We start from the raw sequence: 25,191 nt of genomic DNA, 5'->3' as shown, positions 1-25,191 counted from the left end.
GTGAAAAAGAAAATGTCAGCTCGAACGGACACAAAACTTTGTGAGAAGCGGCATGAAGGTCGAATAGGCACTCGCTGAATTTGCCCAAGAGTACCACGCCCGGCCCCCGGAGCGCCAAGCAATTCAGCGGTGAAGAACAAAGATCTAGCCCAGGGATGAACGGCAAAAAACCCGGACGCATAAGGCGGATCGTACAATGCGCGGCATGCTTCTTTGAAATCCCGCTATTTGCGCAGCCTTCCCCGATAACCCGCCGTCCACGCGTCCATAATGATCTGGACCGCCGCCGCGAGGGCGAGTCCAATGAAGGTAGACGCCATGATCTGGCTGAACCAATGCCCGCCCAGCACCACGCGTGCAATAACGCCGATAGCGATAAGGAACAGCGCGATAGTGGAAGCGGTTGCCGTTGCAATGTTGCGATTTGACGTCATGCGGATCGCCGCACCGAATAGCGCGCCATAAACCAGTCCGAACGTGGAAGGAAATCCTGAGGACGCACTGGGACTGGCCACCGCGACCACATCCGCCGAAGGCCGGGGAGCAAACACCAATGCCCGTAGCAGCGCATCGAGAATTTCCGCCAAAATGAGCGCCAGAACCGGAGTGGCCGTATGACGCCAGCCTCCATGGACAAATGCCAGAAGGATCGCCACGATAAGCGTGCCCCACAGAATGGGCAGCTTCGCGGTGTCGCTCAAAAACATCGCCCAGGACGGGGTGCCGAATATCGATTGCAAAGCACGCGTAACCAGCACGTCGCCAGGCAGCGGGCCCTGAACAATGAGACACGCAGAACCCAGTAAGCCGCCTATCGTGATGTAGATTACAGCTCGCATCGATGCCATGTTTGTATCCTCAGGCAAAGCAGAATCTATCCTCCGTCCTTACCGTTTTCAAATGCTTCATCTCCGGCGCTTTCCAGCCGCCAGATTTCACCTGTGTCAATGGCGGCATAAATCGCGCCGTCCGGCCCCAAAACGAGCGAGCGCATGCGCTGCGCCGACAGATCGGCCACAGTGGCCGTTCTGATCGTCATGCCGTTCGCATCCAGCTGCAAAAGCTGGATGCGCGCGCCCTTCAGGAACCCGACCGCAAGCCAGCCATCCCAAGCCTTCCAGTGCGGCCCGCTCAGAAAGACGCACGGCCCCATCCCTTCGGATACGCCACGGTTGTTCCACGATGGTTTGAGCGCGTCGGGGAACCGGTCCAGATCCGTCATGGACGTAGGCGTGCCGTCGGGCTTATTGGACGTATAGCCGCAATAATCGCTCGCGCACGACACTCCTTTTGTCGGTGCCGGGTCCCAGCCGCCGTTGCCGCCCGCTGCAAGCGGCGTTACTTCATCGTCATGACCGGGGCCGTGCTCACAGACAAACGGCTGGCCCGTGCCGGGGCGAAACGCAATGCCCTGCACATTGCGATGGCCATAGGTGTAGATGCGCGGATCGCCTCCGTGCGGGGTATTGTTGCCAGTTGCGGCTTTGCCGTCGCGGTCGATCCGCAATATCTTGCCGCCCAGACGCGAAAGGTCCTGCGGCAGCGGCCCGTTGTGGTTGTCGCCGGTGGTGACGTACAGGTAACCGTCAGCCGGGCTGAATCGAATGCGGCCGCCGCTGTGTGCGCCCGCGCCGCCCCACAGGTTGAGGGACGCCTTAAACGGGATGTCGGCGACAATGTCCTGACGGTCGGCAACAACGGTGTAGGCTTTATCAACGGTGAGGCGCACGACGCGGTTGGTCTTGGCCTTGTCGATATTTGACGCCATGTAGACGTACACATGGCGGTTTTCGGCAAACGCCGGATCAAGCGTGACGCCCAGCATGCCGCTTTGGCCCTGACAGAAGAGGTCGTCCGCCTCCAGGGCCGCGCCGGCCGTTCCGAACAGAAGCCGGACCTTTCCATCAGAGGCGCGCACGGACAACCCCCGGCATTTTTCCGTAAACAGCATGGCCCCATCCGGCGTAAAGGTCAGGTCCCATGGGTCGAAAAGTCCCGACATCACTACCGTGCGCTTTATTTGAGGTCCGCTGTTGTCCGCCAACGTCGACTGTTCTCGGCCGCAATGGACCAAAACGGCCGCGAACAAGGCCGTTAACATCATGGACAGTACCCTTGTTGTTTTGCGCTTCATTGCTTCACCCCTGAATATCTTCTTCGGAAAGAAACTAATTGGCTGTCTTTTCATCATTCCAGGTTTCATTCATTACGCATCTTCCACATTGAGCATAACGTTTAAGTTAATGGGTGGGCATTAACCCATTTCTCCATTGAATGAAGTGTCAGGCATTTTGTTCAATTTCTAACACTGCGGCGCATGAACCCTTTGAAATTCTGGCTATTACCTTCCGCACCGCATCTGATGCCAGGATGGTAATAGTCACTCAAGATACAGATTCTGTTTTCTAGCTGGAATTTCCAATATTCAAAATCAGTGGATGTTTTTAACAGGCGCGCCAGACGAACACCTTTGATAAGTATTCGTCAGAGGCATACTCATTTCTGGTGCATGACTTAGGATTTGGTCATAAATAATTTCCCTGTTTAAACATAGGATGTGCCGACGCCAGGAGGCGCACTTGTGCCCTTTAGGGTATCGTTCGCGAGCGATACGCTTCACTGCGCCGCCTGAAGCGCCTACTTTTGATCAGCACATCCTATGCAAGATTCCAGTTTCAAGAAGTCATTTTTAGCCAAATCCTTAGTTAAATAAGGCATTTTCGCGTAGCAAACCGCCATTACAGACAGGCCAGCAATATTGCGGAATATGACGGTTTTAAGGCACCGTTTATTGGTGGATTGCCAAGGCAAATCCACCCTACAACTCATCCATCATCCAGATAACAGCTGCGCTGCCGACTATCACAGCGAGGACAATGAGGATTTTCAATGATCTCATGTTGAATCTAATATTGGCATCCTATCGTCTACCCAATGCAGTCGTAAGTTTTGAAGTCAAGCGGAACGGACTTTTGCAACCTCGTCCGGCTAAAAAATCAGCGGCGATTGCGTATTGGCCTGCGAAGCACAAGAATCGCAGAAGATTAGTTGTTAGTTTCTGGATAGTTTTTTAAGTAATGCAATAGCTCAACCACTCTATTCTTTATAATGGTTGTTTGGTATGCACTGCGCGAAATAGCGGACGACGATCCAAAATTATCTAATGTCCAGTTATTATCGATAAAGCTGTACTCCGCATCGCGAAACTGAATCCATAGCCGCTGTGAGTGTAACAAGGACTGTTTGCTGTCAGCATTCAGCTGTTTGCTTAAAGCCGTATAGGCTTGGTTGAGTTCTTGATCGAGAAAGTCACTGTACTGAACATATGCCTTGAAGATTTCCTCTTGATTTTGCGCTTGTTTCTCAATAACGATCTCATATTTCTTGCTGCGCGATTCAAAGTCTGCAACGAGATCAGGCGCATCCGGATTATCGATGGCAAAGCAAAAAGAGGCCTGTGCGAGCAACCATGCCGCTAGAAAAAAGGTTTTTGCTTTCGGCCCTATTAAAATCATTGTTTCACCACTTTTTGTAAATACCTTGTGAATAAACATTCCATTCGCATGCTCTTCTATTTTCAAGCCCTTTAGTATTAGACCACCCTATAATCCCTGCCCTGAACCATCTGTTACCCTTATCACATTTAGCAATTTAAATCGGTTGACCGCTGTTGCTTTTAAGAGTAAAAAAACAACGAGAATTTATAATAATTAAATGAATAATAGGTATTTCATATCCCCCATTTGTCCTTTAATTTAATCTGCTCACGACAGGATTGGCGCTTAAAGCAAATTGAGAATATCAACATACAATAATATATGAGACAAAGGTTTAAATAATATTTATTAAAAACATACACATATTCATTTTTTAAACAGCCTTAACAATTGCGAAATATAAATCAAAATATACTAACGACGGGCAAAGAGTTTCAGAATAAAAACCAATAGGCATTGAAAAATTTACAATCCGGTTTACACTTTGAAAAACAGTCGCCATAAGGGTCTATATTTCTGCATCCGGACGATGCCGCATCATGCACAAGGTTATCAATATAATGACCATGTCATTGATTATCAAGTGTTTTATTTGGAATGCCATTTAATTCCAGGCTATTAAATAAGGAAATACAACAGATAAGACATTCAATATTACATAGACCTGTAAATATGATTTTATAAGATGGATTTATTAGATGATTGCGCATGCATTGACCATTGTAATAAATGAAATGAATCAGCATCTTGACGATGTTTTTCAGATGGCCGCGCCGATCGTCGACCTGGGTAATATAGCGGAAGGGTTTGCAGGCGGTCCGGGAAGCGGCGGCGTTGCCAGAAACAAGCTTATATTGTCTGTGGTTAATATCAAGGAAGAGAAAGCGCTAAAAAATCTGCCCAATTATGTCCGGGACGATGTCTCGCTCAAGGCCAGCTACGAAAACCCGCCTGTTTTTCTTAATCTGCAAATACTGATTTCAGCAACGCATACTAATTACAGCGATGCGTTATTGGTATTATCCCGAGCCATTTGTTTTTTTCAGCATAAGAACGTATTTACGCCGGACAATGTCTCGCCCGGCTCAATAACGGCCAATGCGCCCAATAACCCTCTGGACCAGCTGGAAGCGTTTAAGCTGATCTTTGATTTGTATTCGCCGACCATGGAGGAAGTCAATCATTTATGGGGAACCCTGGGGGGTAAGCAATACCCCTTCGTTTTGTATATGCTGCGCATGATCGACCTGAAATTCAAGGCGGTACAAAGCGAAAGCGGCCTGATTACGGAAGTGGTCAGTGATTTTCATCACAAAACCCCGCCGGCCAATCCATGACTGAACGTATCGGCAACCGGTATCGGCCTCTGTTCGAGATACGCCTGCTGCACCATTACTGGCTGGATGAAGGCGCTGCCGTGTTTGACCTGATCAGCGACCCGTCCCGAAAGAACAAACGATTGCACGGCTATGACAGGCGGCCTTTTCTGACGGTAGTCCCAACCGCGGCCACCGCAAAAGCTTTACAGGCCCTGAATTGCGTCTATAAAGATACGGCACCGGGTTTGATAGTGGCGGCTCCCGCCCTTCAGGTCATTCCCGCCGATACGCTGTTCGAATTCATTGTCACCGTTTCCCATGCCGATTTCTTCAACTACACCGCCCTGACGCTGCCGCCCCGGGAAATTCGCACGCTTTATCATCAACCTGAAGATAAAGCCTATCGCTATAAAACCAATGTTTTCGTTCTTTCGAATCTGACCGGCGCTGCGCGCGGCGCAGGCGCCGACAAAACGCTGTTTTTATCGAGCCCCTATTCCGCGGGCGGCGCCGGCGACAAGGTCGAATACCTGATCGATTCAGCCGGCAAGCTGATGCAGTTGACCAGCGACGGCGACGCAGCCGATCCGACTTCCCAGCTATTGAATGCGGATGCCGCCGTTTTGCCTGTGTTCGTTCATCAAGGCGACATACCCGCCATCGTACCGCCTCCCGGCCTTGCCGGCGCACCCGAGCGCGGAATCCAGTTGACGGACGCCATCCCGGACGATGTATTCGCCCTGATCCGCCTGTCGCCGGTCAGGGCCGATGATGACGACTTCAGCTTTATTGACGACAACGGCATCGCCAAAGCGCCGCACCCGGTTTTCCAGGTTCGCTTCAAGAATCGATCGACCCTCCGGCGATACTTTGACAAGAATACGGGCGCTGTGAAATCCACAGAGCCCAATCCGCTCCCATTAACCTATTTTGGCAACGCAGGCTCAAAACAGAAACCGTCGGCAGGTTTTGTTAAAGCGGAAAAAAGCGGCACCAAAATCACCCGGCTTGTTTCGGAAATTTTCACATAACATCCTCATTGTCAAAATACCAAGGTGAAAAGCATGGCAACAATGTACAAAACCCCCGGCGTTTACATCGAAGAAATCCCCCAGTTTCCGCCTTCCATCGCACCTGTGGAAACGGCAATTCCGGCGTTTATCGGCTATACCGAAAAGGCAGATCTCAGCGGCGAATCCCTGGTCAACAAGCCGACGAAAATCGAATCCATTGCCGAATATGAACTGCTTTTCGGCGGCGCGCCTTCTCAGGACGTCACCCTGCTGCTGGATACCAACAACCAGTTTGTGCGGGCCGAAGCCACGGCAAAGCATTATCTGTACGACAGCCTGCGCCTGTTTTACGCCAATGGCGGCGGCAACTGCTACATTGTTTCGGTCGGCTCTTACTCGGACAGCCTGTCCTCTGCCGCCATCGAAGCGGCTATCGACCTGCTGGAGCAGGAAGACGAGCCGACCATCATCCTTTCGCCGGACGTTGTCTCGGACACGAGCGGACCTTATGAATTCCAGAAAAAAGCCCTGGCGCACTGCAATAAGCTGATGGACCGCGTAACCCTCTGCGATCTGACCAGGGCGGTTGACAGTAACGCATTCGAGAGTTCCGTGGCCGAATTCAGGGAAAAGATCGGCATAAACCACCTGAAATACGGCGCAGCCTATGGCCCGTGGATCAGGGCAAACTTGCCGCGCACGCTCCTGCGCCGCAATGTCAAGCTGCAGCGGGACGGTGTGGGAACGCCTGTCCAGTTGAGCAGCCTGACAGCCGATGCGGAGCTTCAGAGTCTGATTGCGGACCTGATCAATGTGGAAAATTTTGTCAATGAGGCGCTGACCAAGAAAAACACCCTTTCCGGCGGCGCGGACAAAACCCTGGATGACCGTTTAAAGGGACTGCTCGATGCCTTTAACGCGGCGGCTTCAAATGCGACGGCGGCGCAGATACAAGCGGTATTGCAGCCGATAACGGACTACATGGTCGGCATTGTCAAGGAAATAAAACTGCGCTACGACGCGGCGCCGGTTGCGGCCAATAACCGCTTCAAGCTGAAAGAGGATATCGAGAAATATATCGCCGGTTCCAATATGAAAACCGCGCTCGAAACGCTGGCGAACCACCATAAATTCTTAACTAGCCTGGACGCCGCCGACATAATTGAACTGGTAAAGTCGGGCGCGGATCTGGATGACGTGGCCGGATTTCTGGGGTTTACCGACGGAGCCACACTGCTGACGCCTCCCCCCGCTCCTCCGACCGAAGTGAACGACGCATACGTTGCCGCCACAACAGCCAACGAGCGAGGCAAGGTAGCCGTAGTACCGGCACTGGCCGCCGCCAACGAAGCCATTGCCTTTTTCCGCTTCCTGGAAGCCACGCAAAGCAATTACGAAAAGACCCTGAACGACGCGCTGCTGACGGCGTTCGGCTTGTACAAGGATCTGGTGACGAAAGCCGCCGACGCCCTCAATGTGCTGCCGCCGTCGGGCGCGATTGCCGGTATATATGCCGCGACAGACCGGGATCGCGGCGTCTGGAAAGCGCCCGCCAATATCAGCCTGAACGCGGTGGTCGGCCCGGCGGTGAAAATTTCACAATACGAACAGGAATCCTATAACGTCGACGCCAACGCCGGTAAATCCATCAATATCATCCGCGCGTTCACCGGCAAGGGCACGTTGGTCTGGGGCGCGCGCACCCTGGCCGGCAACGACAATGAATGGCGCTACGTCAGCGTCCGGCGCTTTTTCAACTTTGCCGAAGAATCGATCAAGAAAGCGACCGAGCCATTCGTGTTCGAACCGAACGACGCCAACACCTGGGTGCGCGTGCAGGCCATGATCGAGAATTTCCTGACCGTGCTCTGGCGCCAGGGCGCATTGCAGGGCATCAAGCCGGAACACGCGTTTTACGTCGCCGTTGGCCTGGGCAAGACCATGACGGCCCTGGACATCCTCGAAGGCCGCATGATCATCGAAATCGGCATGGCCGTCGTGCGTCCCGCCGAATTCATCATCCTCAAGTTTTCGCACAAAATGGCGGAATCCTGAGCAATGCACCGGAACGATCCATTCTTTCATTAAATAACAAGGATAACCATCATGGCACAAGAATATCCGATTCCCCGATTTCATTTTCAGGTCGACTGGGGCGGCGCAAAAATGAGCTTCACCGAAGTGACCGGCCTGGTCATGGAAAGGGAAAAAATCGAATACCGGCACAGCGACAGCAAAGACTTCAACAAAATCAGCATGCCGGGCATGGTCAAGAACAGCAATATCACCTTGAAACGCGGTAAATTCGAAGGCGACTTCGACTATAACACCTGGCTGGAAGACGTCGCCAACGAGCGCGTCAACGGCCGCCGCGACCTGATCATCCGCCTGCTCAACGAAAAGCACGTGCCGGTCGCCGCGTGGTCGGCCACCCGCTGCTTTCCGGTCAAGGTGACCGCGCCCGATCTCAAATCGGATGCCAACGAAATCGCCGTGGAAAGCATTGAAGTGGCGCACGAAGGCCTGAAACTGATGAAAGTCTGACGGAATCCGGCCGATGATTGATTACTATCCGCCGCTGGGTTTTTATTACAAAGTCGAATTCGGCATCAGCCAGGACAAGAACGACGTGCGTTTTCAGTCGGTGTCGGGGCTGTCGGTGGAATACGACTATGAAACCTTCAAGGAAGGCGGAGAAAACCGCTTTGAGCACAAGCTGCCGGTCCGCACCAAATACGCCGACCTGGTGCTGAAGCGCGGCATGCTGACGGACTCGGCCGTGCTGAAGTGGTTTCTCGACGCCTTTCGCGACCGCACCTTCAAGCCGGCGGATATCAACGTGATTTTGATGAACGAGAAAAGCGAACCGCTCAGGACCTGGAAAATCTCCCACGCCGTGCCGAAAAAATGGCTGGTCAGCGACCTGAACGCCAACGAAAGCGCAATCGTCATTGAAACGCTGGAATTGACTTACCGCTATTTCACCATTCAGTAGAGAGCGGCGCCATGATCGACAAACCGGTAACGGACAATGCCCATTGAGATAAAAGAGCTGCACATCCACGTCTCGGTCGATACGTCGCCCGGCGCAAAACCGGCCGGCGCCGGCAAAAACGCGATCGGCGCCGACAACGATGAAGTCAGGGAAGCCATCGTCGCGGAGTGCGTCGAGCAGGTGCTGCAAATATTGCAAAACAAACAGGAACGCTGATGACTGGCAAACTGGAAAAGATGCTCATCCTGGCTTTCGAAACGTCCGAAGACGCCGAAAACGGCGGTCAGCCGGAAGCCAAAGACAAATTCGAAGCCCTGATCAACCCGGAAACCTACACGCTGGACTACAAGGTCAAAACGTCGGACGGACAGGGCCAGGGCACCAGCTCGGCGCAGGCGAAATTCGAATATACCATGCCGGAAGAACTCTCCTTCGAGTTCCTGTTCGACAATACCGGCATCATCGACGGCAAGCCCAATCCCGACGGCGTATTCGATGATGTCAATCATTTCCGGCAGATGCTGACGGGCTATCAGGGGTCATCCCACGAGCCTTATCACCTGAAGCTGGTCTGGGGGAATCTGATTTTCAAAGGCCGGGCTGTCGAACTCAGCATCAACTACAAGCTGTTCAACCCCAACGGCCAGCCGATACGCGCCGTTGCCAAGGTCAGGTTCAAAGGCAGCATTGAAGAGAAAAAACGCGCCCTGCAGGAGGACAAAAGCTCACCCGATCTGACCCACGTGCGCAAGGTCAAGGCCGGCGACACCCTGCCGCTGATGTGCCAGCGGATTTACGGCGATCCGAAATATTATCTCCAGGTGGCGAAAGCCAATGGCCTCGGTAATTTTCGGCATCTGGTCCCGGGAACCGACCTGGTGTTTCCACCGCTGCGTTAACCAAGACCGCTGAATGGCCATGAACAACGAATCGACCATCCCTACCCCGGCAACACCCGACGTCTGCACCCATGCCATACTCATCGACGGCGCGCAGATCTCCGGCGAATTCCATGTGCTGTCGATTTACGTGAGCCGGGAATTGAACAGGATTCCCACCGCCACCCTTCATTTACAGGATGGCGAAGCCGCCAAGGCGACGTTCAAGGCCAGCAACACCGACCATTTCATTCCGGGCAGGAAAATTGAAATCCAGCTCGGCTACCGCTCGCAGAACGAGCCGGTCTTTAAAGGCATCATCGTCAGGCACAGCATCAAAATCCGCAAGAACGGCGCGCAGCTGATCGTGGAATGCCGCGATGAAGCGGTAAAAATGACCCACGGCGTTCACAGCCGCTATTATGCCGACCGGAAGGACAGCGACATCATGGAAGACCTTATCGGCCGTTACGGCTTGCAGAAAGACATCGCCGCCACACCGGCGGCGCTGAAAGAAGTGGTGCAGTACGATGCCAGCGACTGGGATTTCCTGCTATGCCGCGCCGAAGCCAACGGCCTGATCGTCAAGGTTGAGGACGGCAGGATTACCGTGGCGCCGCCCGCCGCTTCCGAATCCTCCATACTTACCGTTCAATACGGTTCCACACTGCTGGAACTCGACGCCGAAATCGACGCCCGCTGGCAAAGCAAGGGCATCACCGCCCAGAGCTGGAACGCAAGCGATCAGGAACTGCTGACCGCGGAAGCGAAAGAACCCGCCATCACCGGCGGCGGCAATCTCGAATATGCCGGCCTCGCCGATGTGATCGGCGGTGACCCTCAAACCATCAGGCACGGGGGCAAACTGAGCCAGCCCGAATTACAGGCCTGGGCCGACGGCCGGCTGCTGAGAGAGCGTCTGGCCAAAGTGCGGGGAAGGGCGAAATTCCAGGGCTTCGCCGGCGCCCTGCCGGACAGGATCATTCAGGTGAGCGGGATCGGCGAACGCTTCGAAGGCGAACTGTATGTATCCGGCGTCCGCCACAGCTTCGCCAAGGGCAATTGGGAAACCGATGTCCAGCTGGGCCTGAGCACCGAACCGTTCGCCGAAACCTACAACCTGCGTCCCTTGCCGGCCGCGGGACTGCTGCCGGCCGTCAGCGGTCTGCAGACCGGCATCGTGACCGTGCTGGAAGACCCCGAAGGCGAAGACCGCATCAAGGTGAGGCTGCCCCTGATCAGCACCGCCGAGGAAGGCGTCTGGGCGCGCGTCGCGACGCTGGACGCCGGCAAGGAACGCGGCACGTTTTTCCGCCCTGAAATCGGCGATGAAGTGATCGTCGGCTTTCTCAGCGATGATCCCCGCTACCCGGTCATTCTGGGCATGTGCCACAGCAGCGCCAAGCCCGCGCCGGAACCGGCCAAGGATGACAATCACCGGAAAGGCTATGTCAGCCGTGAAAAGTTGACATTCACCTTTGATGACGAAAAAAAGATCGTCACGCTGGAAACGCCCGGCGGCAACCGGATGCGGCTGTCCGAAGAAGACAAGGGCATCACCCTGGAAGACCAGAACGGCAACAAAATCACCCTCGACGACAGCGGCATCAAAATCGAAAGCACCAAAGACCTGATCCTGAAAGCCGCCAAGGATATAAAGATCGAAGGCATGAACACCGAACTGAAAGCCCAGACCGCCTTCAAGGCATCAGGCAGCGGCAGCGCCGAAATTTCGGGCGCCAGCACCACCCTGAAAGGCAGTGCCACCACGGTCATCCAGGGCGGCATCGTTCAAATCAACTGACCCGGAGCCATCAAAATGCCCCCTGCAGCACGCGTAACCGACCTGATTACCAGCACCGCGACCTCCGGCGTTCCCATGCCGATCCTGCCGCCCGGAGCGGCCACTGTGTTCATCGGCGGACTTCCGGCGGCGCGCCTGGGCGACAACTGCGGAGCCGATGCCGTCATCAAAGGTTCGGCAACCGTTCAGATCAACGGCCTGCCGGCGGCCAGAATCGGCGACCTGACCGCCGGCGGCGGCGCAATCCTGCCGCCCGGCGCATTGACTGTGTTAATCGGTGGCTGATATGGATCGTCCCTTTCTCGGCCGCGGCTGGTCCTTCCCTCCCTCCTTCGATGCCGGCAGCGCCCGGGTCGAGATGCTGGAGCAGGAATCCGATATCGCCTCCAGTCTGGAAGTACTGCTCGGCACGAGACCGGGCGAGCGGATCATGCTGCCGCAGTACGGCTGCAATCTGGACGAATTGTTGTTTGAGAATCTGGATACGCGCATGAAAACGCTGATGGCCGACAAGATCGCATCGGCCATCTTGTATCACGAACCGCGCATCCACTTGGAAAAAGTGCAGCTCAATGACAGCCGGGAGCGGGAAGGCGTGGTGCTGATAGACATCGTTTACCGGGTGAAAGCCACCAATTCGAGATTCAACTTCGTCTACCCCTACTACAAACTGGAGGGCACCGACATTAACCTCGCTACAACCGTCAACCTTTTGCCTGAGGGCGTTTAATCATGGCGAATTCAGGCAACTGCAAGCAAAACACCGATCCCTTGAAACTGGTCCACGAAGGCACTCGCCAGGATCAGCGCTTTCCCGCGCCCTTGAATCCCGCTTACGCGCCGAGCGATGAAAGAAAGCTCGAACATGCGCTGGTGTTTGCAAAAGCCTATGCCGGACATTTGAAGTTTTATGACCTCAATAACGTCGCGACCGGCGACTGGGCGCCCTTTTTCAGCCGCGATGCCTCGGTGCAACTGGCGATTGCCGCGGTACAGGACATCGATTATTACAAAAGCAGCGTCAAGGCCTCTTTCGACTTTTTGAACAATCTCGGCAACGACGCGCCTGACAAGGAAACCGAACTGAAACAACGCCTGGGCTATCTGTTCAGCATAATCGGCACGCTCGCCAGACAACTGGAACAGTTGAAGGAAGAGCTGGCGCCCGAAATCCCGCTGAAGCACACCTTGCGCAACCTGATCCGAAACCAGCTGGCGCCGGAGTTGAAAAGGCTGATCGCCTACCACGAAGCCTTTCCCAAGTCCGATACCGATTTTGCAGGCGCCCACCCCGACATGGTTCTGTTAGGCGCGCCGACAACGGATTTCACCGGCATTTACCACTATGAGTTTTCCGCAGACTGGATAACGACCTCCGACTCCGACTGGAACGCCTACCTGTCGAGCATTGTCCCGGACAGTTCGGTTTACGGCAGCGGCGCCGGCGTTTTTGAACGCATCAATCACATCGCCACGCACAATCTCTTCAAGTCCGTCTTTGACCAGTTCCTGAAAGTCTATGTCCGCACGGTCGCGGAGGCCAGACAGGCCTTGCAGCAGACCCTGACCGGCCGCGACGATCACGAACCGCACTACGCCCTGTTCCTGGCCTTTCTGCGGTTATTCGACTATGTCCGCGCGGAAACCAATACCCTGACGGCGCGCCATCTGGATTTTTATTACCGGCAGATCCTGCGCCTGAAGGAAAAACCGGCCGAACCCGGCCATGTCCATCTTCTGGTGGAACTGGCCAGACAGGCGGATAGCCACGAAATAGCCGCAGACGCGCTGTTTAAAGCGGGCAAGGACGATTCGGGCATCGATGTCTTCTATGCCAATGACCGGACGTTTGTCGCCAACCGGGGCAAAATCACCGCGCTGAAAACCGTCTATCGGCATGCCAACGCCCAGCATGACAGTCTGCCCTACCAGAGCGGCCGCCTGTTCGCCTCGCCGGTCGCCAATTCAGACGACGGCCTGGGCGCAAAGCTCACATCCGCCGATCAGTCCTGGCAGCCCTTCTTTAACAAGCTGTACAGCCAGGGCGAACTGGCCGAAATCAGAATGCCCGGAGCCGAAATCGGCTTTGCCGTGGCTTCGCACCACTTAATGCTGGCCGAAGGCGTGAGGACCATCACGCTGCGCTTCGCCATCGACCCGGCCGGCACCCTGGACACCGATCATAAAGCGGACGTCGCCTGTTTCGTCAGCAGCGAAAAAGGCTGGTTTCAGGCCGAAGTAACCAAATTCGCCTCGCCTGCCAACGGCCAGTTGCTGCTGACAGTCCGCCTGGGCGGCGCCGATCCGTCCGTCGTGCCTTATTCGGCCAAAACGCATGGCTACGGTTTCGGGACCGATCTGCCGGTGCTGCTGCTGAAACTGACACACAACGAAAACAGCGATTTTCTTTATGCCGGACTTGAATCCGTCCGTGTGCAAAAAATCGATCTGGACGTCGAGGTCATCGGCCTGAAAACCCTGGCGGTTGCCAACGACTTCGGCCCGGTCGACACGTCCAAGCCGTTTCAGCCGTTCGGCGCATCGCCCGCGACTCACAGCAGCCTGGTGATCGGCTCCAGGGAAGGCTTCCAGAAGCAACTGTCATCCTGCACGCTAAACATAGACTGGCAAACCGCGCCTGCTCCCTACCCCGGCGCCACGATCAAAATCGGCGTGGACTTTTTGCAGAACGGCCAATGGTCAGCCGTGGAAACGCTGTCTTTTGATATCGACGAAACCGAATTTGAACTGCTGAGCGGCGTTGCCAGCGAGGTAAAACCGTATGTGGACAAACCTGATCTGTCGGAACAGGCGATGTTCAACACGGCGTCCCGGCATGGCTATGTGCGCCTGAAACTCTCCGGCGATTTTGGCCAGAGCTTGTATGAACAGGCCCTGGCCACTTACATAGACAATGTCATCAATCAAGTCACCCCCAATCCCAAACCCGTCCCGCCTGCCGGCCCGTTCATTACCGAACTGACGCTGGACTACACGGCGACGCAAACCCTGCTGACCGGCAGCGGCCAGCAAACCGATTTCGACGCGCGACCGGGCCGTTTCTTTCATCTGGCCCCGTTCGGCCACGCCGAGCAGCACCCGTTTCTGACGAGCGGCGCCCCCGATCCGTCTCTCTATTTACTGCCGCAGTTCAGGCATCTGAACAGCGCCGGCGGCAACGGCTTCGATAAAAAACTGCCGGCCAATCACCCCGTCCAGCATGAGGCCGAATGCTATATCGGCATCGCCGACCTGCGGCCGCCGCAGAATCTGGCGCTGTTCTTCCAGGTGGCCGACGGCACGGCCGATCCGGTATCGGTCAAACCGCAGCCGCATATCCACTGGAGTTATCTGCGCGACAACGAATGGGTCGGCTTTCCCGAAAACACTGTACAGGACGGCACGTCCGGACTTTTGAATTCCGGCATCATCACTTTCTCGGTGCCGGATGACGCTTCATCAGCCAATACCCTGCTGCCGGCCGGGCAACATTGGATCAGGGCCGCCGTCGCCGCGGAAAGCGATGCGGTATGCCGCCTGCAGATGGTCGCGGCGCAGGGCCTGAGCGCCACCTTCAAAGACAACGGCAACGATCCGGCCTTTGCCGCCCAAACCCTGCCGGCAGGCACCATCAGCAAACTGGACACGCCCCACGCCGCCGTCAAAAGCGTCAGCCAGCCGTTTCCAGGGTTCGGCGGCAAAGGCGCCGAGCAGCCCGACGCCTTTTATACCCGAGTCAGCGAGCATCTGCGGCACAAAGACCGGGCCATCGCGCTTTGGGACTACGAACATCTGCTGCTGGAAGCCTTTCCGCAGATTTACCAGGCCAAATGCCTGAACCATACGCATTACGAACCCGATGAAGACGGCGGCATCTACCAGGAGCTGGCGCCGGGACACGTCACTATCGTCACCGTGCCGAACCAGCAATTCCATAACCTGCGCGATCCGCTGCGGCCCTATACCAGCCTGGGACTGCTGGAGGCCATCAAGGCATTCCTGCAGCCGCGTCTTTCCTGCTTCGTCAAACTGCATGTCAAAAATCCGCTGTTCGAGGAAGTCGGCGCGCAGTTCAAGGTGCGCTTCCACACCGGCTTCGACGAAACGTTCCATGCCGCCAAGCTCGACGAAGCCATCACCCGCTTCCTCTCGCCCTGGGCTTTCCCGGGCGGCGGCAGCCCGACGTTCGGCGGCAAGGTTTATCAATCCGTGCTGATCAACTTTGTGGAAGAACAGCCGTATGTGGATTACGTCACCGATTTCAGACTGTCCCATACCTACACAAAGCTCGACGGCAACGGCCAGAAAATCGAGGTCGTCGATCAGGACGTGACTGAAATAGAAGGCTCGAAAGCGGTATCCATACTGGTTTCAGCCAGGCATCACGCGATCGAAGTCATTAATCCCGCCCAGCAAACAACGGCCGACAGCACCTGTCCGTGTGAATCCGTATGAACAAGATACCCGATAGCCTGCCCAAACAGCCCGAACTGAAAGCCGCCGAGGATTACTACCGTCTCCGGCGCGAAGGCATCGGCTTTATCGAACAGATGGGCAGCCGTTTATGGACGGACTACAACACTCACGACCCCGGCATCACTATTCTCGAAAACCTGTGTTACGCCATTACCGATCTGGCCTACCGCAGCGGCTGGTCTATCACCGACCTGCTGACGCCCGCCTCGCCGCTTGCAGACGCCAAAACGCCCTTCCCGGATCAGGCCTTTTTCACCGCGCGCGACATCCTGACGGTCAATCCGCTGACGCCGGACGATTTCCGCCGCCTGCTGATCGACCTTGAGCCCGTACGCAATGCCTGGGTGTTCTGCAAGGATTGCGCCTGCGGCTTCAGCTATTACGCCTGGTGCCAGAACGATCAACTGCAGCTTTCCTATCAGAAACCCGACGCAGCGCTGCATCCCAAACGAGTCGAGCCGCAAGGTCTGTACGAGGTCTTGCTGGAACTGGAAGCGGACCCCGAACTGGGCGACCTGAACGACCGCAAGATCAGGCATGCCTACAGCGTTTTCGACGCCGAGGGCGATCCGCACCCGACAGCGATGGAAATGCGTTTCCCGGACTGGCAACTGGCAAACCCCGGACAGGGACAGCTGTTCATCGACAGCGGCGACGCCTTCTCGGGCCTGAATGGCGCTTCGTTCACCGTCAAGGTGAGCATCGGCGCCACCAAAACCTACGACGTGTTGACAGACCCATTGCTGGATGACGCCGGGCGCGATAAATACCTGCGCGATCATTGGCGCCAGGTCTGGTACGTGCGCTTCGAGCTGGAACTTTTGCCGGGCGGCGAAAAAATCAGCATCGGCCCTGCCGCGCTGCGCGTTTTCGGCGACGTCGCCGCCAAAAATCAGGCAACGGCCGCCGGCATCAAGGCCTTGTTCGAAGACACAACGCCAACAGGCTTCATTCAGCGCTACCGCAACAAGCTGATCGGAACGCAAGCGGCCGTCGGCGCCGCCAGGGACGCCTTGCAAAAGCACCGGAACCTGGACGAGGATTATTGCCGCATCCGGCTCGTCGATATTGAGGATGTGAGCGTCTGCGCCGATGTCGAAACCAAGCCCGATGCCGATATCGAACGGATACAAGCCGAGATCTGGCTGGCTGTCGAACGCTATTTCAATCCGCCCGTGCCCTTTTACTCCCTGCAGGAACTGCTGGCCGACGGCACGCCCGTGGAAGACATTTTCAACGGCCCCGAGTTGAGCAACGGCTTTATCAAAAAGGCGGACCTAGAAGCCTCTGGTTTGAAAACCGTTTTACGCGTCTCCGACCTCATCAACAGCCTGATGGACATTGACGGCGTCATTGCCGTCAATAACCTGCTGCTCAGCAAATACGACGCCGAAGGCAATGTCGTCAAAGGCGCCGCCGATCCAGGCTGGGCCAGCGACGGCAGCCCGGTATTCGACAGCGATAAAATCAGCGCGGCCTGGCTGCTGTATATCAGCCCCCTGCATCAGCCCCGTTTCCACAGGGAGCTGTCGCGGTTCCTGTTTTTCAAAAACGGCCTGCCGTTCGCGCCCAGACAAGACGAGGCTTACGACACCCTGATACAGTTGCGCGGCGAGATGGAGCGGCCGAAAATCAAAAACACGCTCAACGACCTGCCCATCCCCGAAGGCACATTCCGCGATCCCGAAGCCTGTTTTCCGCTGCAATACGGTTTTCCGCTGACTTACGGCATCGGCCCGGAAGGCCTGCCGTCTCACGCATCCGGCCAGCGCAAGGCGCAGGCCCGGCAGCTCAAGGCTTACCTGCTGGTCTTCGAGCAGTTCATCGCCAACGCCCTGGCGCAGATCGCCCATACCGCCGACCTGTTCTCTCTCGACCCGGCGACGGACCGCACGTATTTCTTCAAGACATTCAGCGAATCCGTCATCAAGGGCTATGACGAGTTGACCGACGGTCTAGGTACCGCCGAGCTGGAAGCGATGACGGAAACCAAGCCGGAATTCCACGAGCGGCGCAACCGCTTCCTCGATCATCTGATGGCCCGTTTCGGCGAGCAATTTGGCGAATACGCGCTGCTGCTGTCCCGCTCGCAAGGCCAGGCCGCGCAGGATCACCTGATCAAGGACAAGCTGGCCTTCCTGACCGCCTATCCCGGCATCAGCCATGATCGCGGCAAGGCCTTCAACTACACCCTGCCGGTCTCGCAGGACAACCCGGCCGGCATCAAGAAACGCGTCAGCCTGCTGCTGGGCTTTCCCGACCTGGTGTTCAGCATGGATGCCGGCGAGCCGGCCGGCAGCCTTTATACGATAACCTACCAGCTGGTCGACGCCCAGCAGCACAGCTGGTTTGCCGGCAGCCTGGTCGTCGACGCCGGCGACGACGAAGACGCCAAACGCCAGGCCTGGCAGGAGCTGCTCGCGGCCATGAGCAATCCGGCGGCATACGACATTGCGCCCGAAGCGGCCGGCTATCTGCTCAAGCTGAAGGATGCCGACGACAACCCGCTGGGCCAGTCGGATCCGCTGGCAAGCGAAAGCGAAGCCGAAGCGCTCAAGACCGAACTGCTCGGCTGGAGCGCCAACGAGCGCGCCATCGTCGTCGAACATCTGCTGCTGCGGCCCAAGTTCCCGGGCGATGCGCTCTACCCGGCCTGCGTCAGCGGCGGCTGCGGGACCTGCGGCGACGAAGACCCCTATTCGTTCCGCCTGACCTGGGTCATGCCCGGCTGGACGGCGCCTCACAACGACAATATGGACCTGCGCGGTTTCGCCGACCGCACCATCCGCCGGGAAACGCCCGCCCATCTGCTCGCGAAGATCTGCTGGGTCGGCAACGACGGTTTCACGGCCGATCCTTGCGATCCGATCGTCGGCAACGTGGCGGAGCTGCTGAGCGCGGCCTCGGCCAGCGCAGACGAAGAACAGGCCTGCGGCTGCGCGACGGCGCTTTACCAGCGCTTCAGCGATGCCTTCAGGCTGTGGTATCAGGACAAAATCCTGCGCAATTTCCAGCCGGATGAACTGAAAGCCGAATTGCAGACGCTGTTCGACACCCTGGACGCCAATGGCCTGGATTGCGCGATCGTGATTGACGAGGCGCTCTGGCAGCAGATTGCCGCGCTGATGCTGGATTATTTTCAGCCCATCGCGCTCACCGGCTGGCAGTTCGAGCGCTTTGAAAATGCCTGGCGCCAGTGGCTGGAAGCCAACGCCAGAATCGACTGGACCGAAGAACGCCTGCCGGAACAGCTGCACGCCATCCTGTCAGCCAATCTGCTGAGCGCTTCGGCCGCGGATCTGTGCCGGTGCAGCGCCGGCATTCTGAGCGCATACGGCACGGCCTTTTACCAGTGGATGAGCGGCAACGTTCAGCAAGGCCGCGATTTCGGCGACCTCACCGATTTCCAGCCGATCACCATCAGCCTGCGTGAAGAAGGCGACGCCCAGGCGCCGGCCTTCTGTGCCGACGCCACGTTCAGAACCGGCACGGCCGCGGCCATACAGACGCTGCTGGATGAGCGCTATGCCGGTTATCGGGAAGTGTCGTTCCGCCTGTGGCAGGTCGTCAACCTGCTGGCCGGACTGCGCAACGTTTATCCGGATGCGACCCTGCACGATTGCGACGACGGCAGCGATCAAAACCCGGTGCGCCTCGGCAGCACCGCGCTGGGTTCGCTTCACGCCCGCCAGCCGGCCCAAACCCTCTGAAACTTCTGACAATAGTGACATCGCCATGCAACCACTAAAAGATAACTATCCGGTCTTCGAAGCCAATCAGGTACTGACCAATGCCCATCTGAACCAGATGTTCGGCTATCTGGACGAGCAGCAGCGCCTGACGCGGGCCAACCTGATCGGCATCGGCATCGTCTGCGGTCTGGAGATCAGGCTTGACGAGGCGCCGGGCACGATTTTCCTGTCCAGAGGCTGCGGCGTCACCTCGGAAGGCTATCTGATCATGGAACCGGACGATCTGGCGCTGGTTGCGTACCGGACCTACGAATTGCCCCCCGACATCGACTATCCGGCCTTCAAAAACAGCGCGACCAGCCAGCAATATCCGCTGTGGGAACTGTTTCCGGCCGGCGAACCCAATACCGCGCCTCTGGCCGACCCTGCGGGCTTCCTGGATGACAAGGCGGTGCTGCTGTTTCTTGAGCTGAAAAAAGCCGCCCTGCGCAATTGCAGCCCCAACAACTGCAACGACAAGGGTTCGGACGTCACCGTCAAGGTCCGGCGCCTGCTGATCGGCAAAACCGATCTCGACAGCATCATTGCCAATGCGAACGATGCATCGGGTGATTTGGGCCCGGGCGATCTGGAAGCCAGGCTGGCGGCGCAGCTGGACCTGCCGGATCTGCGTCTGCCGCGCTTTAGCGTACCGGACAGCCAGCCGGTGACCAGCCATGACGTGCTGGCGGCCTTCCTGAAAATCTTCAGCGCCGGCGATCTGGCCGCCGCGCTCGGCGACGCGCTGACCCGCGCCTATCAGGCTTTTCAGCCCATCCTGAAGGAAGCCTATGCCAGCGATCCCTTCGTCGGCTTTATGGCCCGGTTCGGTTTTCTGGACAGCGCCGAGCAGGTGCGCTTTCTGCCCTATTACTATGATTTCTTCGACGACCTGATCCGCGCCTACGATGAATTCCGCTGGCAGGGCGTGGACTTGCTGTGCGCCTGCTGCCCGTCCGAAAAACTGTTCCCCCGGCATCTGATGCTGGGCCTGTTGTTTCCGGCCGGGGAAACCGATGCGCCCGGATATCGTCACCGCTTTCTGCCCTCCGCCGCCATCGGCGATTGCGAGCGGCGCACCCGCGAAGTCGTGCTGTTGTTCCGGCGCATGGCGGAGATGATCGACCGCTTTACGCACACGCCCGCTTTGCCGCCGGTAAAGCCGCCGCTGACGCATATTCCCATAGACTCGCAAATTCGCATCACGCCGTCCAGACTGGGCGATGTGGCGTTGTCCGAAAAAGCCATTCCCTATTATTACCAGCAAACCGGCGAACCGCCGTTGTATCGGCTGTGGAATCCAGAGAAAACCCGGCGCCTCAGAGCCCATCACAACCTGAGTTACCGCGCGGACGAATATGTGCCGGCCGCGCCTGCGTTCGTCGCCCAGCCGCTGGCCTACGATCTGGAACCCTACAATTTCCTGCGGATAGAGGGACATCTGGGTAAAAACTATCAAATGGTGCTGAATACCCTGCTGTCGATCAAGTCCAGCCATCGCCTGCCCATCCAACTCATCGCGCTGCGCACGGGGGCTTTCGACGACACCGCGCCCATCGATGTAAACAAGGAAAACTGCCGGTTTCAGGATCTTGAGACGCTGTATGACGTGACGCGCGAACAACTGCTGTGCGCCCTGGTCAAGTCGCTGACCTATTTTTACCACCTGCCTTTCGATGCCGACTCGCCGGTAAAGACGCCGGTCAAATCGCAATTCGCCGTCATCAACCGGTATGCGCCCGATTTTCTGGTGCAGACCAATACCCTAGGCCGCGCCTTTGAAGATTATATAACCCAGCAAGGCGGCGTCGTGCCGGACATCGACGCCAATCTGATGGCAAGCTGGATCAATATCTTTCCTCCCGGCGATATGCTGGTCTATTACAGCTTTTTTTATCTCATTAAACTGAGTGACGCGCTGCCAGACGATTTTGCCGACATCGATTTCGACGACGTCGAAACCCGTTTCAGCAATCTCGCCATTGTCGTCAAAGCCATCGAAGCAAGGCGCGAACACGGCATCGCCAATCTCGACGGCAACTCCGCTGTCCTGAACTGGGAGGAAATCGACGACCGGCTGGAGGATCTGCTGAACAGTTGCCAGCCGGACGCCTTAAAGGCCCTGTACGACGAATATGCGCGCCGCGTCCGGGCGCTGAAGAAAAAGCAGTTTCTCGGCAACTTTTTGCCGGAACATCCGGGCATTCAGCACAAAGCCGGCGTACCGCTGGGCGGCACGTTCATTCTGGTCTACCATCAGAAGCCGGCGGCGAAAACCGGCCCTGCCGCCGGACTCAAAGCCGTCGTGCGGCGCGTCGAGCCTTTCTCGGCGGGCATCATTCTGCCCTTGCACGCCCAAGCGGCCAACCTGAGGGATTTTGTCTTTGTCCGGCCGGAACCTGCCGCGGTCGCCCCGGTCAGAGACGCCGCAACCCGCGTTGCGGCCCGGGCCGACGGCGGACGGATGCCTGCCGACCCGGACCTGCTGGACGCCATCAAGCGCCTGCGCTTCCAGCAGCCTTCGCTCATCAACGCGGACCTTCAACGGGTGCTGGACGGCCTGTCGGCGCTGATACCGGGTTTCTCTGGCACGTTCGGCTCCCCCGATTTCGCCGGCAAGGCCGACAAAATCATCGCCGCAACGGTTGACGACCTGGCCGACGGCACCGTGATCGGCGACTTTTACCTGCCCTATCTTTGCTGCTCCGACTGCGCGCCGATACAGTTCGTATTGCCTAAAACGCCGCCGACCTTTACCGTCGCCATCGGCTGCACGGAACCGGACCCGGCGGCGCCTACGGCGGCAGTCACGATCACCGTCAAGGACGGCATGCCGCCTTACCGGATCAAAATCGACGAACAGGATTTCCAGGATCTGGTCAACCCGGTCCGGTTGACGGCCGGCGAACACACCCTGGTCATCCAGGATGCCGGCGACGCCGTGTCGGCCCCGCAAACCGTCGTCATCCCCGAACCCTTGCGCCTCGGCGAACCGGAGTTCAAATGCTCGGAAGACGGCCAGACTTACGTCGCGACCCTCTCGATTGCCGGAGGCACTCCGCCTTATACCGTCAACGACGCGCCGCTGGACGGCGCCAGCTATACCAGCGCACCGACGGCGAGCGGCGCCAGCCTGTTGTTGCGCATCACCGATCAGCGGCTATGCACGGTGGAAACCATCCTCGCCCATACCTGCCAATTGCCCTGCGACTTGCCGGATGACGGCCAGTCGCAACGCTGCGCCTACCGGCTTTGGCTGCAGCCCGCCATGGATGACGGGCGTTACCGGAGCTACAAACAGACCTCCGGACTCAAGCTGCGCTTTAACGGCCAGGACCTCAACCTGAGCGGCACCGACGATCTCCTGCAAATCAGCGTCGACGACCTTAACAGCGACTTCAAAACCGCGATGACCGCTGCCGTTGAAAAACTCAATGAAGTCGTCAACAAGGCCATCAACGAGACTTTCGGAGAGCTGAGCCGGGATCGCCTGACAATCAGCTACGCACCGGATGAAAGCGATCCTTTCGGCATTCTGTGGATAGAGCATTTTATCAAGGACGCCTTCAGCTTCACCTTCGAGTTCAGTTTCAGCAACTCGGCCTCTGCCGGCAATTTTTCCGTGCGCTATGGGAATGACGCCATCGGTGCGGCCCCCTTCGATGGCGCAATCTTTACCAATTTCGATCTGGACAATAAAGAAACCCGCGTGCCCGCCTTTGCCTGCAGCCGGCGCAACCAATGCACAGGCAGCGATTTCGTCAATCTTTGCGACGGCTTCGATCTGAAGCCCGATTTCGTTTTGAACGAGGAAGGCGACACGCGGTTCATCTTCGCCATCAGCGAGGAAATACCCACAACCGGTATCGCCGCCTGGGTATGGGATTTTTCTACGCCGACCAAGGAGCCGTTTTATGTCGGCGAGAAAATAGCCATTGACTGGCAGCCCGGCGGCTTCATAAGACTGACTGCGATCAGCGACAAAGGCTGTTTCAGTTCAACGTTGAAAGACTTGCGCTAATGACCCACAGCATCCGCCGGCACCATCTGCACATCCGGGTCAACGGCACCGAAGCCGACGGCCTGGCCTTGCATAACCGTCTGCCGGACTGGTGCCGGAACCGGCTGTTTCCTGCGATTGAAAGCGCGCTGGACCGATGCGTGCCGGCGACGGAACACTTGTCGCTGGAGCGCCTGGAGATCGATGTGGGCGAGATCGCTCTCGATCGCCTGGAGCAGGACTTGCCCGAGTTGGTCGGGCGGGCGCTTGAAAAGTCGTTGCGGCTGCTGCAACCGCCTGCGGGAAATTTTGCGGCGGCAACTGCGGGCGATATCAGACAAAGACCGACGCCGCAACGCATCGAGGAAGCCTGGGTTTATTTTTTGACGACCGGCACGCTGCCCTGGGGCCTGCGCCTGCCGGCAGGCGACAATCTGGAACGAACGTTGCTCAGGGTCTGGCGGGAAAACCCTTCAAGCCGTCATTCCGGCGCTGTCCTTGCCGCGCTGGCCTCGGCCAGCGCCAGGCAACGTCTGGTCCGGCAATTTTCCGAAGCGTTTCTGGCAATTCTGCTGAAGCGGCTTGCCCCCGGCCTCGAAACAATCATGGCGAATATTATGCGCCAACTGAACCCTGTCGAACTGCCGGCCGAGCCCGTCAAAGCTTTTTCCAGACAACTGTGGGAGGCGGCATTTGCCTTGATGGCAAGCTCCGGGCCTTACACGGAAGCCCGAATCATCCGCACCGCCTGGCGCCGGCTGCCGGTTACGACGAAGCAGCGCGATCGTCTGAAGCCCCTGCTGGAGCGCAGTTGGCCGGGCGTTATAGGCAAGCCCGAAAATCAACCGCCAGATCAGCGTTTTCCCGCTTCTGAAAACACGATAAACGGCAATACCCGCAGCCCTGACGGCAGGATTTCCGAAGATGCCCGGCCAGACCAGCACCCTGAAGCGGCTGAAGGCATTTATGTCGAAAACGCCGGACTCGTTCTGCTGCACCCGTTTCTGCCCCGGTTTTTCCAGGCCCTGGGCATTGCCTCCGAAGGCGAGGTCATTGTTCAGCCCGAACGCGCGCTGTGTCTGCTGCATTTCCTGACGACCGGACAGCGCATCGCGCCGGAGCATGAACTGGTGCTGCCGAAAATACTCTGCAATATTCCTTTAACGGCGCCCGTCGAGGCCGATATGGACCTGACCGACTCGGAGACGGAGGAAGCGACCGCCCTGCTCGAAGCCGTGATCGGCCATTGGGACGTCCTGAAAAACACCGGTATCGACGGCCTGCGCGGCACGTTTCTGCTGCGCGCCGGAAAAATCACCCGGCGCGATGACGGCGACTGGCGCTTGCAGGTGGAAAGCAAAGCCTTCGATATTCTGATGGACCAGCTGCCCTGGGGCATCAGCATGATAAAACTGCCCTGGATGCCACGGATGCTTTGGGTGGAATGGCGCTATTGACCTCATGACCATGGGTGGAAA

The 25,191-nt window shown here is 57.3% G+C and carries 17 protein-coding genes; 14 read left to right on the top strand and 3 right to left on the bottom strand.

The annotated features are described in order from the left end of the window. Positions 1-224: 224 nt before the first annotated feature. The 3 genes from METMA_RS0120045 to METMA_RS25945 form a co-directional block, all read right to left on the bottom strand. Complete coding sequence (locus tag METMA_RS0120045; protein WP_020160903.1) at positions 225-848, bottom strand: phosphatase PAP2 family protein; 624 nt, start codon at positions 846-848, stop codon at positions 225-227. Positions 849-874: 26 nt separating this feature from the next. Next, positions 875-2,191 (bottom strand): PQQ-dependent sugar dehydrogenase, encoded by a 1,317-nt coding sequence (locus tag METMA_RS0120040; protein ID WP_198014551.1) that lies wholly within the window; start codon positions 2,189-2,191, stop codon positions 875-877. Between the two features lie 853 nt (positions 2,192-3,044). Continuing rightward, the gene (locus tag METMA_RS25945) at positions 3,045-3,554 is read right to left on the bottom strand and encodes a lysozyme inhibitor LprI family protein (RefSeq protein WP_051114372.1); all 510 of its coding nucleotides are present in this window, start codon (positions 3,552-3,554) and stop codon (positions 3,045-3,047) included. Between the two features lie 641 nt (positions 3,555-4,195). Between METMA_RS25945 and METMA_RS0120025 the strand changes: the two genes are divergently transcribed. Genes METMA_RS0120025 through METMA_RS0119960 form a run of 14 tightly spaced genes read left to right on the top strand, consistent with a single transcriptional unit; the run spans position 4,196 to position 25,170 of the window. Next, the gene (locus METMA_RS0120025) at positions 4,196-4,834 is read left to right on the top strand and encodes a DUF4255 domain-containing protein (RefSeq protein ID WP_020160899.1); all 639 of its coding nucleotides are present in this window, start codon (positions 4,196-4,198) and stop codon (positions 4,832-4,834) included. After that, entirely contained in the window at positions 4,831-5,847 is a 1,017-nt protein-coding gene (locus METMA_RS0120020; RefSeq protein ID WP_020160898.1) for a hypothetical protein, read from the top strand. Before METMA_RS0120025 ends, METMA_RS0120020 begins: the two co-directional genes overlap by 4 nt. Before the next feature lie 33 nt (positions 5,848-5,880). Continuing rightward, the gene (locus METMA_RS0120015) at positions 5,881-7,884 is read left to right on the top strand and encodes a phage tail sheath C-terminal domain-containing protein (RefSeq protein WP_027147495.1); all 2,004 of its coding nucleotides are present in this window, start codon (positions 5,881-5,883) and stop codon (positions 7,882-7,884) included. A gap of 51 nt (positions 7,885-7,935) precedes the next feature. After that, complete coding sequence (locus METMA_RS0120010) at positions 7,936-8,373, top strand: phage tail protein (protein WP_020160896.1); 438 nt, start codon at positions 7,936-7,938, stop codon at positions 8,371-8,373. A gap of 13 nt (positions 8,374-8,386) precedes the next feature. Beyond that, a complete protein-coding gene (locus METMA_RS0120005; RefSeq protein WP_020160895.1) occupies positions 8,387-8,824 on the top strand; it encodes a phage tail protein in 438 nt (145 codons plus the stop codon). Between the two features lie 36 nt (positions 8,825-8,860). Then, on the top strand, positions 8,861-9,040 hold the full coding sequence (locus tag METMA_RS0120000) for a DUF5908 family protein (protein WP_020160894.1): 180 nt from the start codon (positions 8,861-8,863) through the stop codon (positions 9,038-9,040). Beyond that, positions 9,040-9,723: a CIS tube protein gene (locus METMA_RS0119995; protein WP_020160893.1), complete on the top strand. Its 684-nt coding sequence runs from the start codon at positions 9,040-9,042 to the stop codon at positions 9,721-9,723. The genes METMA_RS0120000 and METMA_RS0119995 overlap by 1 nt, the downstream gene beginning before the upstream one ends. Positions 9,724-9,742: 19 nt before the next feature. Then, positions 9,743-11,506 carry a type VI secretion system tip protein VgrG gene (gene vgrG / locus METMA_RS0119990; RefSeq protein WP_027147493.1) on the top strand — a complete coding sequence of 588 codons (1,764 nt, stop codon included), beginning with the start codon at positions 9,743-9,745 and terminating at the stop codon, positions 11,504-11,506. A 15-nt stretch (positions 11,507-11,521) separates the two neighbouring features. After that, on the top strand, positions 11,522-11,791 hold the full coding sequence (locus METMA_RS0119985; RefSeq protein WP_020160891.1) for a PAAR domain-containing protein: 270 nt from the start codon (positions 11,522-11,524) through the stop codon (positions 11,789-11,791). A gap of 1 nt (position 11,792) precedes the next feature. Beyond that, on the top strand, positions 11,793-12,236 hold the full coding sequence (locus METMA_RS0119980; RefSeq protein WP_020160890.1) for a GPW/gp25 family protein: 444 nt from the start codon (positions 11,793-11,795) through the stop codon (positions 12,234-12,236). A gap of 2 nt (positions 12,237-12,238) precedes the next feature. Beyond that, the gene (locus METMA_RS0119975; protein ID WP_020160889.1) at positions 12,239-15,961 is read left to right on the top strand and encodes a baseplate J/gp47 family protein; all 3,723 of its coding nucleotides are present in this window, start codon (positions 12,239-12,241) and stop codon (positions 15,959-15,961) included. Further along, positions 15,958-19,692: a hypothetical protein gene (locus METMA_RS0119970; protein ID WP_020160888.1), complete on the top strand. Its 3,735-nt coding sequence runs from the start codon at positions 15,958-15,960 to the stop codon at positions 19,690-19,692. The genes METMA_RS0119975 and METMA_RS0119970 overlap by 4 nt, the downstream gene beginning before the upstream one ends. Before the next feature lie 25 nt (positions 19,693-19,717). Beyond that, the gene (locus METMA_RS0119965) at positions 19,718-23,734 is read left to right on the top strand and encodes a hypothetical protein (protein ID WP_020160887.1); all 4,017 of its coding nucleotides are present in this window, start codon (positions 19,718-19,720) and stop codon (positions 23,732-23,734) included. After that, positions 23,734-25,170, top strand: coding sequence for a contractile injection system tape measure protein (locus METMA_RS0119960; RefSeq protein ID WP_020160886.1), 1,437 nt, complete (start codon positions 23,734-23,736; stop codon positions 25,168-25,170). The genes METMA_RS0119965 and METMA_RS0119960 overlap by 1 nt, the downstream gene beginning before the upstream one ends. Positions 25,171-25,191: the final 21 nt, after the last annotated feature.

Origin of the sequence: Methylobacter marinus A45 (assembly GCF_000383855.1) — a bacterium.
In the GTDB taxonomy this organism is placed as follows: domain Bacteria; phylum Pseudomonadota; class Gammaproteobacteria; order Methylococcales; family Methylomonadaceae; genus Methylobacter; species Methylobacter marinus.
Note: the sequence above shows the minus strand (reverse complement) of the source record. Positions and strands in the feature narration are given on the sequence as shown.

What these genes read in the sequence shown, in the direction of transcription:
- METMA_RS0120040 (WP_198014551.1), bottom strand. Translation starts at nt 2,191, where the DNA reads ATGATGAAAAGACAGCCAATTAGTTTCTTTCCGAAGAAGATATTCAGG.
- METMA_RS0120015 (WP_027147495.1), top strand. Translation starts at nt 5,881, where the DNA reads ATGGCAACAATGTACAAAACCCCCGGCGTTTACATCGAAGAAATCCCC.
- METMA_RS0119965 (WP_020160887.1), top strand. Translation starts at nt 19,718, where the DNA reads ATGCAACCACTAAAAGATAACTATCCGGTCTTCGAAGCCAATCAGGTA.
- METMA_RS25945 (WP_051114372.1), bottom strand. Translation starts at nt 3,554, where the DNA reads ATGTTTATTCACAAGGTATTTACAAAAAGTGGTGAAACAATGATTTTA.
- METMA_RS0119960 (WP_020160886.1), top strand. Translation starts at nt 23,734, where the DNA reads ATGACCCACAGCATCCGCCGGCACCATCTGCACATCCGGGTCAACGGC.
- METMA_RS0120020 (WP_020160898.1), top strand. Translation starts at nt 4,831, where the DNA reads ATGACTGAACGTATCGGCAACCGGTATCGGCCTCTGTTCGAGATACGC.
- METMA_RS0119995 (WP_020160893.1), top strand. Translation starts at nt 9,040, where the DNA reads ATGACTGGCAAACTGGAAAAGATGCTCATCCTGGCTTTCGAAACGTCC.
- METMA_RS0119970 (WP_020160888.1), top strand. Translation starts at nt 15,958, where the DNA reads ATGAACAAGATACCCGATAGCCTGCCCAAACAGCCCGAACTGAAAGCC.
- METMA_RS0119980 (WP_020160890.1), top strand. Translation starts at nt 11,793, where the DNA reads ATGGATCGTCCCTTTCTCGGCCGCGGCTGGTCCTTCCCTCCCTCCTTC.
- METMA_RS0119985 (WP_020160891.1), top strand. Translation starts at nt 11,522, where the DNA reads ATGCCCCCTGCAGCACGCGTAACCGACCTGATTACCAGCACCGCGACC.
- METMA_RS0120025 (WP_020160899.1), top strand. Translation starts at nt 4,196, where the DNA reads ATGATTGCGCATGCATTGACCATTGTAATAAATGAAATGAATCAGCAT.
- METMA_RS0120045 (WP_020160903.1), bottom strand. Translation starts at nt 848, where the DNA reads ATGGCATCGATGCGAGCTGTAATCTACATCACGATAGGCGGCTTACTG.
- METMA_RS0120005 (WP_020160895.1), top strand. Translation starts at nt 8,387, where the DNA reads ATGATTGATTACTATCCGCCGCTGGGTTTTTATTACAAAGTCGAATTC.
- METMA_RS0120010 (WP_020160896.1), top strand. Translation starts at nt 7,936, where the DNA reads ATGGCACAAGAATATCCGATTCCCCGATTTCATTTTCAGGTCGACTGG.
- METMA_RS0119975 (WP_020160889.1), top strand. Translation starts at nt 12,239, where the DNA reads ATGGCGAATTCAGGCAACTGCAAGCAAAACACCGATCCCTTGAAACTG.
- METMA_RS0120000 (WP_020160894.1), top strand. Translation starts at nt 8,861, where the DNA reads ATGCCCATTGAGATAAAAGAGCTGCACATCCACGTCTCGGTCGATACG.
- vgrG (WP_027147493.1), top strand. Translation starts at nt 9,743, where the DNA reads ATGAACAACGAATCGACCATCCCTACCCCGGCAACACCCGACGTCTGC.